The sequence below is a fragment of the Sporacetigenium mesophilum DSM 16796 genome, from assembly GCF_059569055.1.
This window is the reverse complement of the sequence record NZ_JCANUR010000028.1, coordinates 1-15429: the sequence shown is the minus strand read 5'-3', so window position 1 is coordinate 15429 and position 15429 is coordinate 1. Positions and strand designations below refer to the sequence as shown.

The following is a 15429-nucleotide window of genomic DNA, read 5'->3' as shown; positions in this document are numbered from 1 at the left end:
GGAACAGGGACATCGCCACTAGGAGGAGGAACAGGGACATCGCCACTAGGAGGAGGAACAGGGACATCGCCACTAGGAGGAGGAACAGGGACATCACCACTAGGAGGAGGAACAGGAACATCGCCACAAGGTGGGGGAACAGGAACATCGCCATTAGGAAGAGGTCCAAAATCAAGAAGATAAAAATAAAACCCTTAAGTATTAGCTTAAGGGTTTTGTTTTTAGTAAATTGACAAGTTTAATTTTTTAAAAGTATAATATATAAGTTCTTGAATGTATATATCTAATAAAAAGGACTTATCTTCATCGTATGAAAAGTAAGTGTTAAATACATTTAACGTAGACAACGTCATATTCTGCGATAGATCTTGTAGATGTAGTTTAGAATTTTTTAAAGAATCTTTTATATTATCGATATCTAAAGATACTTTACGAGAAATATTATTTATAATTTCATCAGCTATATCAAAGCAAAACAACTTAGTATTTTTTTCAATATGCATATTAAAAAATGAATTAGGTTCAGCTATAATAAATTGATTCTGATTAAATGTAATTTTATCTTTATCATTTAAACATACTTCTATTTCACCACTTAACATTACATAAAAACGGTAGTTATTAGCAGGATCAAATACACCGTCTTGAGATACGTTATAATTATAATAATTAATCGTAGTGTATTCTAATTTTATTTCACTTGAAGACAAAGATGATTTTTCGAGATTTAAAAACACAATTACCACCTCAAATATAAAATTTTACCGTTCAATAAATAGTAATAATAATTATATATTAATACATTTTAATACAAATTTCAATAAAAAGTTGAAAAATGTCGAAAAAGGTCATCGAAAAAACGTTATCATATATAGGAAATATTAGATTTAACTTTATTGAAGAATTTGTTAAAATTAAAATCAAGATTAGATTTTAAAAAATAATAAATATGTACTAATAGGAGATATGATATGAACAATTATGTAGTTGTAGACTTAGAAACAACTGGGCTTGACCCATATAAAGGTTGTGAAATAATAGAAATAGGAATAACAGAAATAACTCAAAATGCAATAATAAAAAACTATTCAAGACTTATAAAACCTAAATCTTATATACCAGAATTCATTACTGAAATAACAGGGATAACTAATCAAATGGTAATGAATGAAAAATCTATAGAAGAAGTTTTACCTAATTTTAGAGATTATATAGGAAATAAAACTATAATAGCACATAATGCAAAGTTCGATTTGAAGTTCTTAAATTATTATTTAGAAAGGCAAAATCTAGAACCTATAACAAATTTTATATGTACTTTAGAATTGTTGAAAAAAAACAAAAATTATAAGGGTAAGAATAAAAAACTAGAAACTGCATGTGCGTATTATAATATAATAAACGAGCAGGCCCATAGAGCAGCTAGCGATACATTAGCTACTGCTAAATTATTTTTGAAGCTTAAAGAAGAAATTGAAAATTTAGTATAATGAACATATGCCTTAGTAAATACATATAATTTTGTATGACGTATTTTTAAGGAGATGTATCATCATGGTAGATATAGGAATAAATCTTTCTCCAGAGGAGATATATTATACAATATCAAAAAATTTACAGTATAATAAAGAAATTATATACTCTTCAAAACTAGTAGTGCCTAAAGCTTTAGATATTCCAGATAAGTTAAGTTTTATAAGAAATACTCTTATTTCTGAAATAAATCAATATAATATTCAAAGTGCAAGTCTAAAAATAATTGAAAAAGATATAAAAGATGAAAATATAATAAATTTAATAAAGTTGGAAGGTGTAATACAAGAATTACTTTCGACTAGTGGGGTAGAGATATGGAAATCTGTACAAAATTAAATTTAAAAGTTATAAAAAAACTAAATTCTGAAGGATCTAACTCAAATTTATTTTTAGTAGAAGATCCTCAATTAGGAACATATTTTATATTGAAGCAAATAAAAAAGACTAATTTTCATAATCCATTAAGTTATTTTACCGAAGCTAAAAAAATATATAGTACAAGTCACCCGAATATAGTAAACATAGTTCATGGTTCATATGATAATGAATATATATATATAACAATGCCATATTACAAGAGAGGTTCTTTAAATAATATATTAAATAATAGATGCTTAACAGTAAGAGAAATAATAAAGTATTCTCTGGATTTTTTATCAGCTGTTCATTATCTTCATACAAAAGGCCTTATGCATTGTGATATAAAGCCTACTAATATATTGATAAATGATGCAAATAAGGCTATTCTAGCAGATTTTGGATCATCTAGGTGGCTAAATGATTATGGAATGGCAAAACTTAGAAATGTATATTATAAGCATATAGCTCCAGAACAATGCACAACTACTAATATAACAACTAAAGTTGATATATATCAGATAGGAACAACATTATACAGAATGTGTAATGGCAATGAAGAGTATGATAAACAAATGAGCATATATAAAGATTTAGACAAATTAAAATTAGGAATAATGTATGGGCAGTTTCCACAGAGAAATATGTATTTACCTCATATACCAGATAAGTTAAGATTTATAATAGAAAAATCTTTGGCAATAAGACTAGATAATAGATATGATTCAGTTATTGAAATAATAAACGACTTAGGTAGTATAGAAGAAGGTCTAGATTGGGAATATAATAAAATCAAAGAAGACCATTATATATGGTATTTAAAGAAAAATAATATAAAAATAGATATGGTAAAAGAAAACAATGTATGGAATATACTAACTGAACAATCTGACGAAACGCTAAGAAACGTTAAACAAACCAACTATAATCATATACCTTCTAAAGAAGAGGCTTATAAAGTTGTTAAAAACATAATATCTTCTAAATAAAAAGTCAAAAAAGAAATTAAGGTATGGAATTTAATCGATATATAGTGTAAAATAAAAGAAGCGAAGAATTTAATTGTTATAATTATCTTCTTCGTTTTTATTTTGTTTTTAGGAAATCGGTATCGTAATTTTTTAGGGGGTACTAATGGATAATTTGAACAAAGAAGTTAATGATACTATAAAGGGATTTATAAAGTTAAATACTGATGATAAACATAGTGATAACTGGAAATTGAAATATCATATAATGCCACCTACAGGATGGTTAAATGCTTCAAATGGAATTTGTGAATTTAATAATGAACATCATATTTTTTATCAATACTCACCATTTGGAGTTAAAGATGGGATGAATTTCATTGCTCATATTAGTTCAAAAGACTTGATGAACTGGAATGATGTAAGTATACAACTATATCCTTGTGGAAATTACGATATAGATAGTGTATACTCTGGTTCAATATTAGTAGAGAGTGGGAATATGAACATATTCTATACTTCTAACGACAAACAACCAGGTGTACAAAATATAAGACATATATTAAGTGAAGATGGAATAGATTTTGAAAATCAAAGAATAGTTCTTAAAAGTACAGATATTATATCCGAAGCTTCTGATGAAATATTAGAGTCATATAATACAATATTAGATTCGTTTCATGAAATAACAGATCCATATGTATGGAAAGAAAATGAAAAGTACTATATGGTAATAGGAGGAAAAACAACCTCTAATAATATAGAATTACTTTTATACAAATCTAAGGACTTAATAAAGTGGAATTTTCTATCTAATATAAATATAGATAAGATTGAGGATGATATATTGTTAAGATCACCTAATATACTAAAAGTTGATGGCAAACATATACTTATTTTATCTTTATATAAAAAGAATAGTGAAAATAATGAGGTTTATTCAACTGGATACTATGTAGGTGAATTAAATTTGAATAGTTATATTTATAAAAACTCTGGGTTTAGCACCTTAGACAATGGTCATGATTTTTATTTGCCTAATGTATATAAGGATAGCAAGGGAAGAAATATATTAATAGCTTGTATGGGAAGTTATGAAGAACACAATAAATACACGGACCCTACTGTATATAGAGGTTGGAAAAATGCCTTATCAATACCGAGAGAAATAAAATTATATGAAGAAAAAGTATTCCAAGTACCTGTAGAAGAAATTAAAATACTTAGAAAAAATAAACTAGAAAAAGAAATAAACTTAAATGGAATTATTATAGATGAAAACCTAAAAGGCGAAGTATATGAAATGATAGTAGACACTAGAGGTGTACAAGGTTGTTTTGAAATAAAATTAAGAAAAGAAATTGATGTTATATATAATGATATAAGTAATGAAGTTACTATTTCACTTGGTAATAGTGGATATGGAAGAAAAGATAAATCTATAAAAATAAGTAAATTAGATAAAGTACATATATTCTCAGATTCGTCATCAATAGAAATTTTTATAAATAATGGAGAAGAAGTTTTTACTAGTCGTGTATATCCTAATAAAAATGATGATTTAATTATGTTTAAAGGTAATGGAACATTAAAAGTTAATAAATGGGATTATTAAAAAAAGGGCCTTACTTCTAAGAAGTAAGGCCTAATTATTGGCTCTATTCAAAGGGGTATTTGAAATAGAGAAATTAAGGTTATCAGGGGGATAACCACTAAAGATATAATAACAGATTTCGACAAAAATTGCAATGGATTAATTATATAAAACTCTAACATTATGACTATTAAAGTAAATTTAGATATTTAGCCTTTTATTAAATAATATATTCAAATTATTAATATTAAGTATATTATTTAATAGAATAATATAGGAGGTGATTTCTATATTTAAATTTGTAAATGCGTCTTCATTAAATGTTAGAAAAGGTCCAGGAACTAATCATCAAGTAATAAAAGCTATCCCAAGAGGAGAACAAGTAGAAGTTTTATCAACTCAAGGTGAATGGGCTAATATAAAATACAACGATTTAGTAGGTTATGTATCAAATAATTATCTAAGTGATGATATAGTTTTACAAGAAGATAAAGATTTATTAAACTATTTGAATGATAACAATATTACTAGTCTTACAAAGTATCTTTTATATACAAAGCTTAGTAATAGACACACCTATGTCTTTGAAAAAATAGATGATAAGTGGGAATTAAAATTTAAATGGTTATCTACCATAGGAAAAGAAACAAATAAGACTATAGTAGGAGTATATCAGGTAGGAGAAAAATATCCTGTTTACTTAGGTGGAACCTATTCGGTAAGATATGTAACTCAAATTTTTGACGATTATTTTTATCATTCTATACTATATAATCTGGATCAAGTAACAATAAAAGATGATAGGTTAGGGTTAAATTTAAGTCTAGGATGTATAAGACTAGCTACAGATAATGCAAAATGGATTTATTTTTATATACCTTCCAAAACTAAAATTATAATAAACTAAGGTTGCAATTTGCGACCTTTTTAATTGCACAAATATTGTTAAAAATATAATATTTAAATATCATATTGATGAAATATCCAAAATTTGATATAATTCGAGTGTGAAATCGATTTTTCGACAAAAAGAGAGGATGTGTAATTAAGTGAAATTAAAAAAGAAAATTGGTAGTATTGTTTTAACTGCTGTACTTGGGGTATCTATACTTACAGGATGTACAGGTAACACAGATAATGCAAGTGGTGATGAAAATATTAAAATTGGTATGATAACAGATGTTGGTGGAGTAAATGACCAATCTTATAATCAATCAGCTTGGGAAGGTCTAGAAAAAGCTGAAGAAGAATTAGGAGTAGAAGTAAACTACTTAGAATCAAAACAGGATTCTGACTATGTAACAAACATAGAAACTATGGTAGATAATGAAAATGACTTAATAATAGGTGTTGGATACAAAATGGCAGATGCTGTTTATCAAGCAGCACAGGATTATCCAGAACAAAAATTTGCTATTATAGACCATAACTACGAAGAAGAAGGAAAAGAAATTCCAGAAAACTTAAAATGTATATTATTTAATGAAAAAGACGCATCGTATTTAGTAGGATTAGTTGCAGGAAAAATGACTACAACAAATAAAGTAGCGTTTATAGGTGGTATGGAGTCTCCAGTTATAGCTAGATTCCAATATGGATATATGGCTGGTGTTAAGGATGCTAATACAAAAGCAGAAGCAATAACTCAATATGCAAACTCATACTCTGATGCTGCAAAAGGTAAGTCAATAGCAAATCAAATGTATGCAAGTGGTACAGATATAATATTTATAGCAGCAGGAAATGTTGGAACTGGTTCTATAGAGTCAGCAAAAGAAAATAATAAATATGCTATAGGTGTTGATAGAGACCAAAATGATTTAGCACCAAATAATGTTATAACTTCAGCTATGAAGAGAGTTGACGTTGGTGTTTTTGAAACAGCTAAAGAATTAAAGGATAATAAATTTGGTGGTGGACAAGCTAAAATATATGGTTTAGAAGAAGGTGCAGTAGGACTAGCTCCAACTACAGAAAAACTTGTATCTAAAGACATATTAGATTTTGTAAAACAACAAGAAGAGAAGATAAAAACTGGTGAAGTAAAAGTTCCATCAACAGAAAAAGAATATAAAGATTACATAAAATAATTATATAATAAAGGGGAGTGACAAAATTATAGCGTACTATAATAATCACTCCCCTTTACCTATAAAAAATATTTTCAAAGGAGTGATATTGTGAACAACGTATTAAGTATTATAAAAGATAAAACTACAACATATGAACAAAAGGTACTAAATTTAGCTCGTGAAGCTGAAAATAGTTTAAATATATTAAATATAAGTGATGAAGTTCAAAATTATAGAGAAGAAGGTATAATATGTGATTTAAATGAAGGAAATGCACCTTATAGACCTAGATATATAGTTGCTGATTATGAAAGGTTTATGAAACAAGGAAGTGAATTTCTAAAGTTAAATCCTCCAAATGATATATGGGAAGCTGTTAATAATCTACTTATTTTATACAAACACGTTCCATCAATAACATCTTTTCCCGTATATATAGGAAATATAGATACATTATTGGAGCCTTTTATAGTAGATGAAGAAGAAGCTTATAAAGCGATAAAATTATTTTTAACTCATATAGATAGAACTGTAACAGATTCTTTTTGTCATGGTAATATAGGGCCTAGTGATTCTAAGGCAGCGAGAATTATCTTAAAAGCAGAAAGAGAACTTGAAAATGCAATTCCAAATATAACATTGAAATATTCAAAGGAAACTCCAAAAGAATTAGCTATAGAAAGTATAAAAACAGCTTTAAAAACTGCAAAACCGAGTTTTGCCAATGATGAGATATTTAGAAAAGACTTAAATGGAGACTATGCAATAGTAAGTTGTTATAATGGACTTAACATTGGTGGAGGAAGCTATACATTAGTTAGAATGAACTTAAATAAGCTAAGTAATAAATCTAATAATGTAGAAGATTTCTTAGAAAATGTACTTCCAAATGCAGTAAGACTCATGAATTCTTATATAGATGAAAGAATAAAATTTATAGTTGAAGAAAGTAATTTTTTTGAAAGTAATTTCTTATCTAAAGAAGGTCTTATAAGTAAAGATAAATTTACTGCTATGTTTGGGCTAATAGGACTTGCTGAGTGTGTTAACAACTTACTTAATGCTACAAATAAAAATGATAGATTTGGACATAGCAAAACAGCTGATGATTTAGGTGTAAAAATAATAGAAAAATTAAATGAAGAAGTTAAAAAACATGAAAATCAATATTGTAATATATCAGAAGGAAACTTTGTATTACATGCGCAAGTTGGAATAGAAAGTGATAAAGGTACTAGCCCAGGGTGCAGAATACCTATAGGAGAAGAGCCAGAAATTTTTGTTCATTTACTTCAAAGTTCAAGATTTCATAAATATTTCCCATCAGGAATAGGTGATATATTCCCATTTGATATGACAACTAATAATAATCCAGAGTATATACTAGATATAATAAATGGAGCATTTAATAATGGAATGAGATATTTCTCATTGTATTCTAGTGATGCAGATGTAATAAGAATAACTGGCTATTTAGTAAAAAAATCTGACATAGAAAAATTAAACAAAGGAGAGCAGGTTTTACAAGATACAGTTGCTTTAGGACTTGGAGCTGTTAAAAACAGCAAGATATTAGAAAGAAAGGTAAGATAATGATGGAAGCTATAATTAATAAAATACTTCCATTTAGCTCTGTAGATGGTCCTGGAAATAGAAGTATAGTGTTTTTTCAAGGGTGTAATTTTGATTGTCTTTATTGTCATAATCCAGAAACTATAAATATATGTAATAGCTGTGGAGCATGTATAAATTCATGTAATTACAATTGTCTGAGCTTAGAGTCAAAAGAAATAAAATATGATAAAAATAACTGTAAGAACTGTGATTACTGCTTAAAAGGATGCAAAAATAGTAGTAGCCCTAAAGTTATGAAAATGGGTGTAGAAGAACTAGTAAATGAAATTTTAAAATACAAGACGTTTATTTCAGGAATAACTGTATCCGGTGGAGAGTGTACTTTACAAAGAGACTTTCTTGTAGAATTTTTTAGAGAAATAAAAAAGACAAATCTTAGTATTTTTGTTGATACAAATGGAAGTTATGATTTTTCAAATGATACAGAACTAATAGGCCTAATAGACAGTGTTATGTTAGATATTAAGTCATTTAAGCCTAAAGAGCATAAATTCCTAACAGGAATGGACAATGAAATAGTACTAAAAAATGCTAAGTACTTAGGTTCTATAGGAAAGTTATATGAAATAAGAACTGTTATAGTTCCTAATATATTAGATAATGAATATAATGTAGATAATATAAGCAAACTAGTATCATCTATTGATCAAAATATACGTTATAAAATAATTAAGTATAGACCTATAGGGGTTAGAGAAAATAAACTAAAATCAATATCTCCTAATGATGAATATATGAAAATGTTAAAAGCTATAGCTACAAATAACGGGTGTGGTGATGTAATTGTAGTTTAGATGAAAAGTGTAACTTCTCGATATGAGGTTACACTTTTTTTAAATATTAGGACATTAGAATTAATTATTGTAAAATATTGGTTTAATCTATATACTAATTAATAAAATGGTAAATAATAATAACAAATAATAATTATTACATATATGAGAGGAGCAATTAAAATGTCTAAAGAGATGGTACGTGAAAAAATGTTAAATTATTTAAAAAATGAGCTTAAAGTTCCTGAAAAAGGTATAGAATTAGATGTATCTTTAGTTGATTTTGAAGAAAATGAGGAAGGAACTATAGATATATTAGTAAGTTATATAGATGAAGAAGATTTTTATAATCCAATTATGATAATTGAATGTTTAGAAGAAAATGCTTCACTAGATATAGAATCTGGGGAACTTGACGAAACAATAGATAAATTAGGATACTTTGACCAAGTTGTTACAGCAGGAAGAATAGTTTTAGCTAATAAAGACAATTTATTATTAATAAGACATGATGAGGCAACTGGAGAATACTATATAGATGAAAAAATGCCAAACTATGACCAAATGGTTCAAGAGCTACAACATATGTTAGCAAATCCTCCTGAACATGACCACGAGCACAATCACGAACATGGCTGTGGGTGTGGACATGGACATGATCATGGTGAAGGTGGATGTGGCTGCGGAGATGACTGCGGCTGTAAATAATAATAAATAAAAACACTTATTGTATGGGTTTATTGCATACAATAAGTGTTTTTTTCTGGTCATAATTGACTACAAATATATATAGTGTTATAGTGTTAATATTATATACATAATATAGTAAACTCTCAAAAGGAGGACATAACATGACAAAAAAATTTTACGCTATAATATTATTTATTACTATATTATTAACTATAGTAGGCTGCACGCCAAGCCAAAGTATCAAGGACTCAGTAAATGGATATTTAGAAGCCATAAAAGAGTTTAGAATTAGTGAAATTGAAGACTATATGTCAGAGACTGATAAAGACGTTATAAGTGAATATATATCACAAAATTTGCAAAGTGATGTGCCAAATCCATCAAAGGCATTGGATCTATTAAGAACTGTTACTTCTAAAATAGAGTATAATATAGTTTCTATTAATACCAAAGATGACAAAGCAAGTGTAATTGTAAATATAAAAACTATTGATTCAAAATACACGCTAAAAGAATCTTATTCAGATATAGCTAAGTATTATTCTGTAAAAGAAGGAAGCCATATTTCTGATGGAAAAACTTATATAAAAATAAAAAAGAAAAACTTTGATAAAATGACAGATAGGGTTATGGATAATATAAATGACCCAAAGGCACCATATATAGAAAATAAAGTTAAATTACAACTAACTTATAATAAAAAAAATGGTAGATGGATAGTAGATAAAGACAAAAAAATGATTAATGATTTACAAAATGCAATATTAGGTGATTATCCTTATGTATTAAAAAAACTTAAAAGAGAGAAAATGTAAAGAGGACTATCAAAATAGATAGGACTCTTTTATATTTATATAGTTATTAGAATAGGAGGCTTTTAAATGTTTTTAGATATACAAAAATATGAACACATTCAAGATGTTAGATGTAGAGATTCTATAACTGAAAAGTTTAGCGAGGAATCAATAAATTATCATTATAAAATAACTGACTTATCAGATGAGTTAGAGAAATTTTTCTATGGGATGATGTCCGAAGCAATAAGAACTAAGAAAATTGAAGATTTTAATAAAAATAAAGACAATAAATTAAGAATAGAATACTATTTTAATTATTTTAGTATATATATTAATAGATGGATTTATAATCCATCAAATGACAATGAATTGCAAGATGGACCATCTAAAAGCTATGGAGATAACGTACAATGTTTTCTACCTATAAAACCAAATGACTATAAGTATATAGATAAGTGTTTTAGATTTTTTAATAAAATGAAAAATATTTTAGATGATGAAAAAAGATTTTATTTTGAAATAATGTATAAGTATCATATGAATGCTAATAGATTATACAAAAGTATTGACAAATAATTCGAAAAGTTGTAACATTTATTAAAATAAATAATATACATAATATTACAATAAAATATTAAAAATCGTTGAGTAAGAGTAGTAGGTATTACTGCGTTGTTACAGAGAGCTGGAGATGGTGAGAGCCAGTACGATAGGTTATATTGAATGGACTTACGAGAGGTTAGTTGAACGTATTTTTATACTAGTATGCTGCCCGGGTTCCGCCGTTAAAAGGATATGGTATCAGATTTTTATCTCGTACCAGAATAAGTGGGTTGTTCTATTTAATAGAAAACCAACAGAGGTGGTACCACGGTATGTATATATCGCCCTCTATATAGCTTAGCTATGTAGAGGGCGTTTTTTAATTACAAGAAAACGAAGGAGGTGATGATATGCTGTGAACTATATCTAAAAATACAATTATTAATTTAGAAGATATACTAAAATTTATTATTGAAGGGATTGGTAAATATGAATACAAAAAAGATGGTTTTAAATTCAGTATTTTTAGCGTTAGGAGCAGTTCTTCATCAGATAACTCCACCTATTGTTTTAGGAATGAAGCCTGATTTTTTATTGGCTGTACTACTTATAATATTGATTATAAATGATGATTATAAATCTTGTATTTGTGCAGGAATAGTAGCAGGGTTAATATCAGCAGCTACTACAGGATTTCCAGGAGGTCAGATACCTAACCTTTTAGATAAAATAATAACTGTGAATTTTATGTTTTTATTTTTAAAATCTTTAAAGCATCTAAAAAGCAACAAAACTAAAATTGTATTAAGTACGATAGTGGGTACTATAATTAGTGGATCGGTGTTTTTATTAATTGCTTTTTATATAGCAGGCCTTCCAGCTAAGTTCAGTGTATTATTTGTTACTGTAGTATTACCAGCAAGTATAATAAATTGTATATTAGGTATTATAATGTATAGTGCTATCAGTAGAGCTTATGGTAATGTAGGAATAATTGAGAATACAAGTAAATCATAGAAAAGTTTAATAAAAAAATGGGCTTATACTTTTAGATATAAGCTCATTAAATAGTATTTTAAAACTTAACTTATAACAAAATTGTAATTTATGGAATATCTCTTGAAGAAATATTTGATATAATTTAAAATAACAATGGTGTATACTAAATTTATATAAACCTTTCTCAGATAGTTTTTCCGCTTGAGATTGTTATTGTAAATATATAGGAGGTAATCTTATGGAGAAAAGCTATGTTTTAGATGTAAAAAAGTTAAAAAGATTGCTAGGAATAATTGCCGGATTAATAATAGGTTTAGTAGTTATTTATAAATCTGTTCCGTATATTGCTCCATTTATTTTGGCTTTTATATTATCCTTACTTATAGAGCCTATTATACGATTTTTAGTTAATAAAGTTAAAATTCCTAGAAAAGCATCTGTAGCATTAAGTATAGTAATTATTTTAGGAGTTATTGGTTTTGTTATTACAAATATTATTATTAATATAGTCAAGCAAGTAAGAGGTCTATTGTATAACGTTCCTCAATTTGTAGAACAAGCCTACGTTGCAATAAATAATTTATCTAATAAAGATATAAGCCCAGAGTATTTGGAGTTATATAAACAAATAATAAAAAATATAAATGGGTTACTTGATAATCTACTTAGTAATGTAATAAAAATAACTGATGTAATTTTAAAAGGTGCATTTAATACGGCAAGTTCATTTCCAGAAATTTTGCTATTTATTATAGCGACAATTATGTCAACTTATTTCATATCAAGTTATAGAGATAATATAACTAATTGGACAAGAACTCAGTTGCCCAAACCATGGTATACAAATATATGTAGTATAAAAAATAATGTTTTTGGATCCATAGTTCAATTAACAAGAGCATACATAATAATAGTTTCTATAACATTTACAGAGTTATTTATTGGACTTTCTATAATAGGAATAGACCATGCAATTGTATTAGCAATAATAATTGCTATTGTAGATTTACTTCCAGTGTTAGGAACAGGAGTTATTATTCTTCCATGGGCAGTATATCAATTATTACTAGGTAATTTATATATAGGGGTTTCATTAATTGTATTATGGGCTTTAATACTTATAATAAGACAAATGATAGAACCTAAAATAATAGGTAGTCAAATTGGAGTTAATCCGTTGTTAACTTTAATGGGAATATATGTAGGATTTAAATTAATAGGAGCTACAGGGCTGATTTTAGGACCTATTACAGTTGTGACTCTAAAAAGTATATTATCGGTAATAATAAAAGAAAGGGACATAAAAACGTTGTTATTAAAAACAAATAAGTAATTTATTAAAAGCCTATATAGGCTTTTTTAATTGCAAAAAAATAAAGTGTGTATAAATTTTTCAAGATGATTTACCAAGTGTGGGCAAGGGCAATCATTTTTTTAATATACACACTTTTAAAATAAATTTTTACCTTGGGTTAAACTTAATAAATTTTTATACTTAGTATCAGCCTCCTTATTTTAATTTAATTCATAGACATATATTTTACGCCAATATTATAATCTAACTTAGTGTTATTAATATTTACGTAAATAATTTTGTATTTTGTAGGTATTTATAGGAAAAAATATTTTTTTATACCCACTAAAAAAAACTGATATACTCGTATATATTATTTGAGGGAAGGTGGTGTCTTAAATCACTATGCTAGTTGACAAAGACAGAGATAAATTTATAGCTGAAAATAAGACATTTGTCCAAAATACAGCAAACAATGTATGTAAAAAAAGATTATGCTGGGAAAATGATGATGAATTAAGTATTGCTCTTATAGCATTTAATACAGCTTGTGAAAATTATAAAAATGGCAAAGGAAATTTCTTTTCCTATGCAAAAGTAGTTATAAGAAATGCTCTTATAGACTTTTTTAGAAAAGGAAAAAATAATGATTATTTAGTTTTTGAAAACGATGATGATAATGAGCACGATTATATAGATAATAAATTATCCTTAAGTGAATATGAAAAAGAGATAGAAAATAAATTAAGAGAAGAAGAAATTAAAATGTTGTCGGATGAACTTCTAGATTACCAACTTAGTTTTTCAGACCTTGTAGAATCATCTCCATCGCATAGAGATACTAGAGATGAAATTTTGAATATGGTATTTAGATGTATTAAAGATAATTCTATTGTAGAGCATATAAAAAATAAAAAGAGGTTGCCTGTAAAACAAATAATTATTTTAACTGGTAAAAACAGAAAGTATATAGAAAAGTGGAGAAGATATATATTAGTTTTAATAATAATAATATCTAATAAAAACTACAACTATATTAGATCTTATTTAAATATTAAACTAAAAAGTGAGGTGATAGATAGTGAGAACTAAAACTGGTATAGTCATGCAGGTCAAAGGCAATATAGCCTACATAATGACTCAAAGCGGTGAATTTGAGAAAGTTAAAATTACACATAAGAAACCTGCAATAGGAGAGATATATACTGGAATAGCTTATAAAAAACATAAAAATATTAAATATTTTGTTTCTGCAGCTTCTATATTTTTATGCGTAGCCTTAGCAGGTACTTCATATGCTTACTATAATCCAGCTAATTCAGTAATTGTTAAACTTGACAATATAGATGCAAAAATTTATACTAATATATTTAATAAAATAATAAAGATATTTCACAATACACAAGAATGTAGCGATATAATGGAGTCTTTAAAATTAAATAATAAAGATATTAATAATGGTTTAACTCAAATAATTAATGCATCAAAAGAGATTGATAATAAAGAGAATTTATTAGTAGAAATAAAAAATAATAGTAATGTTGCAAGTAAAATAGATATAGAGAAATTCAAAGAAAACCTGGAAAAGAAAAGCATAGATTATGTTATAGATAAAGAAACTGACAATAGAAATAATTCATATAATAATATTGAAAAAACAGAAATTGATAAAAAAGAAGAAATAAAAAGAAATGATATTATAAATAATTCAAGTGAAGATATTAAAAAAATTGATGAAACTATTCAAAACAATAATGTTAATGAAATTTCTAAGGTTAGTTTAATTGATGTTAAGGAAGATGAAAAAAATAATAAGAAGAATAATGATAAAAATAATACTAAAAATAAAATTATAATTGAAATTAATAATGTAAATACAGGAAATAAGAATAAAAAAGAAGAAAAAGAAGTTAAAAAAGAAGAAAAAGAAATTAAGAAAGAAGAAAAAGAAGTTAAGAAAGAAGAAAAAGAAATTAAAAAAGAAGAAAAAGAAGTTAAGAAAGAAGAAAAAGAAATTAAAAAAGAAGAAAAAGAAGTTAAGAAAGAAGATAAAAAAGAAAATAATAAAAATAATGACAAAAAAACTAATTAGATATAGAATTAAGGAGATACACAGTAAAATGTGTGTTTCTTTATTTTTGATAACTTAATATAATTAAAAACAATTGGGA

Annotated in this window: 17 protein-coding genes and 1 other annotated feature; of the genes, 16 read left to right on the top strand and 1 reads right to left on the bottom strand. The window is 26.4% G+C overall.

Annotated elements, in window-relative coordinates; genetic code table 11:
- A partial coding sequence (locus BS62_RS14520; RefSeq protein WP_496491990.1) for a hypothetical protein occupies positions 1 to 183 on the top strand: 183 nt, incomplete at its 5' end.
- A 38-nt stretch (positions 184 to 221) separates the two neighbouring features.
- On the opposite strand, the gene BS62_RS14515 is transcribed toward BS62_RS14520, so the two are convergent.
- Complete coding sequence (locus BS62_RS14515) at positions 222 to 737, bottom strand: hypothetical protein (RefSeq protein WP_496491989.1); 516 nt, start codon at positions 735 to 737, stop codon at positions 222 to 224.
- A 234-nt stretch (positions 738 to 971) separates the two neighbouring features.
- Here BS62_RS14515 and BS62_RS14510 point away from each other — a divergent pair, with 234 nt between their 5' ends.
- The 15 genes from BS62_RS14510 to BS62_RS14440 all read left to right on the top strand — a co-directional run bounded on the left by BS62_RS14510 (position 972) and on the right by BS62_RS14440 (position 15350).
- Positions 972 to 1490: a 3'-5' exonuclease gene (locus tag BS62_RS14510; protein WP_496491988.1), complete on the top strand. Its 519-nt coding sequence runs from the start codon at positions 972 to 974 to the stop codon at positions 1488 to 1490.
- A 64-nt stretch (positions 1491 to 1554) separates the two neighbouring features.
- Positions 1555 to 1872, top strand: coding sequence for a hypothetical protein (locus BS62_RS14505; RefSeq protein WP_496491987.1), 318 nt, complete (start codon positions 1555 to 1557; stop codon positions 1870 to 1872).
- A complete protein-coding gene (locus tag BS62_RS14500; RefSeq protein ID WP_496491986.1) occupies positions 1851 to 2882 on the top strand; it encodes a serine/threonine-protein kinase in 1032 nt (343 codons plus the stop codon). Before BS62_RS14505 ends, BS62_RS14500 begins: the two co-directional genes overlap by 22 nt.
- A gap of 145 nt (positions 2883 to 3027) precedes the next feature.
- Positions 3028 to 4476, top strand: a complete 1449-nt coding sequence (locus BS62_RS14495) for a glycoside hydrolase family 32 protein (protein ID WP_496491985.1) — start codon at positions 3028 to 3030, stop codon at positions 4474 to 4476.
- Between the two features lie 259 nt (positions 4477 to 4735).
- Positions 4736 to 5362: a L,D-transpeptidase family protein gene (locus tag BS62_RS14490; RefSeq protein ID WP_496491984.1), complete on the top strand. Its 627-nt coding sequence runs from the start codon at positions 4736 to 4738 to the stop codon at positions 5360 to 5362.
- A gap of 142 nt (positions 5363 to 5504) precedes the next feature.
- On the top strand, positions 5505 to 6545 hold the full coding sequence (locus tag BS62_RS14485; RefSeq protein ID WP_496491983.1) for a BMP family lipoprotein: 1041 nt from the start codon (positions 5505 to 5507) through the stop codon (positions 6543 to 6545).
- A 90-nt stretch (positions 6546 to 6635) separates the two neighbouring features.
- Positions 6636 to 8120, top strand: coding sequence for a YjjI family glycine radical enzyme (locus BS62_RS14480; RefSeq protein WP_496491982.1), 1485 nt, complete (start codon positions 6636 to 6638; stop codon positions 8118 to 8120).
- On the top strand, positions 8120 to 8956 hold the full coding sequence (locus BS62_RS14475; RefSeq protein WP_496491981.1) for a YjjW family glycine radical enzyme activase: 837 nt from the start codon (positions 8120 to 8122) through the stop codon (positions 8954 to 8956). Before BS62_RS14480 ends, BS62_RS14475 begins: the two co-directional genes overlap by 1 nt.
- A 162-nt stretch (positions 8957 to 9118) precedes the next feature.
- Positions 9119 to 9643 carry a type I restriction enzyme HsdR N-terminal domain-containing protein gene (locus BS62_RS14470; protein ID WP_496491980.1) on the top strand — a complete coding sequence of 175 codons (525 nt, stop codon included), beginning with the start codon at positions 9119 to 9121 and terminating at the stop codon, positions 9641 to 9643.
- A 143-nt stretch (positions 9644 to 9786) separates the two neighbouring features.
- The gene (locus BS62_RS14465) at positions 9787 to 10440 is read left to right on the top strand and encodes a hypothetical protein (protein ID WP_496491979.1); all 654 of its coding nucleotides are present in this window, start codon (positions 9787 to 9789) and stop codon (positions 10438 to 10440) included.
- 66 nt (positions 10441 to 10506) lie between these two features.
- The gene (locus BS62_RS14460; protein ID WP_496491978.1) at positions 10507 to 10998 is read left to right on the top strand and encodes a hypothetical protein; all 492 of its coding nucleotides are present in this window, start codon (positions 10507 to 10509) and stop codon (positions 10996 to 10998) included.
- A 59-nt stretch (positions 10999 to 11057) separates the two neighbouring features.
- Positions 11058 to 11317, top strand: a binding site (T-box leader).
- Positions 11318 to 11454: 137 nt separating this feature from the next.
- Positions 11455 to 11982, top strand: a complete 528-nt coding sequence (locus tag BS62_RS14455) for a tryptophan transporter (protein WP_496491977.1) — start codon at positions 11455 to 11457, stop codon at positions 11980 to 11982.
- A 220-nt stretch (positions 11983 to 12202) separates the two neighbouring features.
- The gene (gene ytvI / locus BS62_RS14450) at positions 12203 to 13297 is read left to right on the top strand and encodes a sporulation integral membrane protein YtvI (RefSeq protein WP_496491976.1); all 1095 of its coding nucleotides are present in this window, start codon (positions 12203 to 12205) and stop codon (positions 13295 to 13297) included.
- A 366-nt stretch (positions 13298 to 13663) separates the two neighbouring features.
- Complete coding sequence (locus BS62_RS14445; RefSeq protein WP_496491975.1) at positions 13664 to 14350, top strand: sigma factor; 687 nt, start codon at positions 13664 to 13666, stop codon at positions 14348 to 14350.
- Positions 14340 to 15350: an anti-sigma factor domain-containing protein gene (locus tag BS62_RS14440; protein ID WP_496491974.1), complete on the top strand. Its 1011-nt coding sequence runs from the start codon at positions 14340 to 14342 to the stop codon at positions 15348 to 15350. The genes BS62_RS14445 and BS62_RS14440 overlap by 11 nt, the downstream gene beginning before the upstream one ends.
- The last annotated feature ends 79 nt before the right edge of the window (positions 15351 to 15429 follow it).

Bases quoted from the DNA above. Each gene is read 5' to 3' on its own strand.
- BS62_RS14495 (WP_496491985.1), top strand. From the start codon at position 3,028: ATGGATAATTTGAACAAAGAAGTTAATGATACTATAAAGGGATTTATA.
- BS62_RS14475 (WP_496491981.1), top strand. From the start codon at position 8,120: ATGATGGAAGCTATAATTAATAAAATACTTCCATTTAGCTCTGTAGAT.
- BS62_RS14460 (WP_496491978.1), top strand. From the start codon at position 10,507: ATGTTTTTAGATATACAAAAATATGAACACATTCAAGATGTTAGATGT.
- BS62_RS14505 (WP_496491987.1), top strand. From the start codon at position 1,555: ATGGTAGATATAGGAATAAATCTTTCTCCAGAGGAGATATATTATACA.
- BS62_RS14455 (WP_496491977.1), top strand. From the start codon at position 11,455: ATGAATACAAAAAAGATGGTTTTAAATTCAGTATTTTTAGCGTTAGGA.
- BS62_RS14470 (WP_496491980.1), top strand. From the start codon at position 9,119: ATGTCTAAAGAGATGGTACGTGAAAAAATGTTAAATTATTTAAAAAAT.
- ytvI (WP_496491976.1), top strand. From the start codon at position 12,203: ATGGAGAAAAGCTATGTTTTAGATGTAAAAAAGTTAAAAAGATTGCTA.
- BS62_RS14510 (WP_496491988.1), top strand. From the start codon at position 972: ATGAACAATTATGTAGTTGTAGACTTAGAAACAACTGGGCTTGACCCA.
- BS62_RS14500 (WP_496491986.1), top strand. From the start codon at position 1,851: ATGGAAATCTGTACAAAATTAAATTTAAAAGTTATAAAAAAACTAAAT.
- BS62_RS14465 (WP_496491979.1), top strand. From the start codon at position 9,787: ATGACAAAAAAATTTTACGCTATAATATTATTTATTACTATATTATTA.
- BS62_RS14445 (WP_496491975.1), top strand. From the start codon at position 13,664: ATGCTAGTTGACAAAGACAGAGATAAATTTATAGCTGAAAATAAGACA.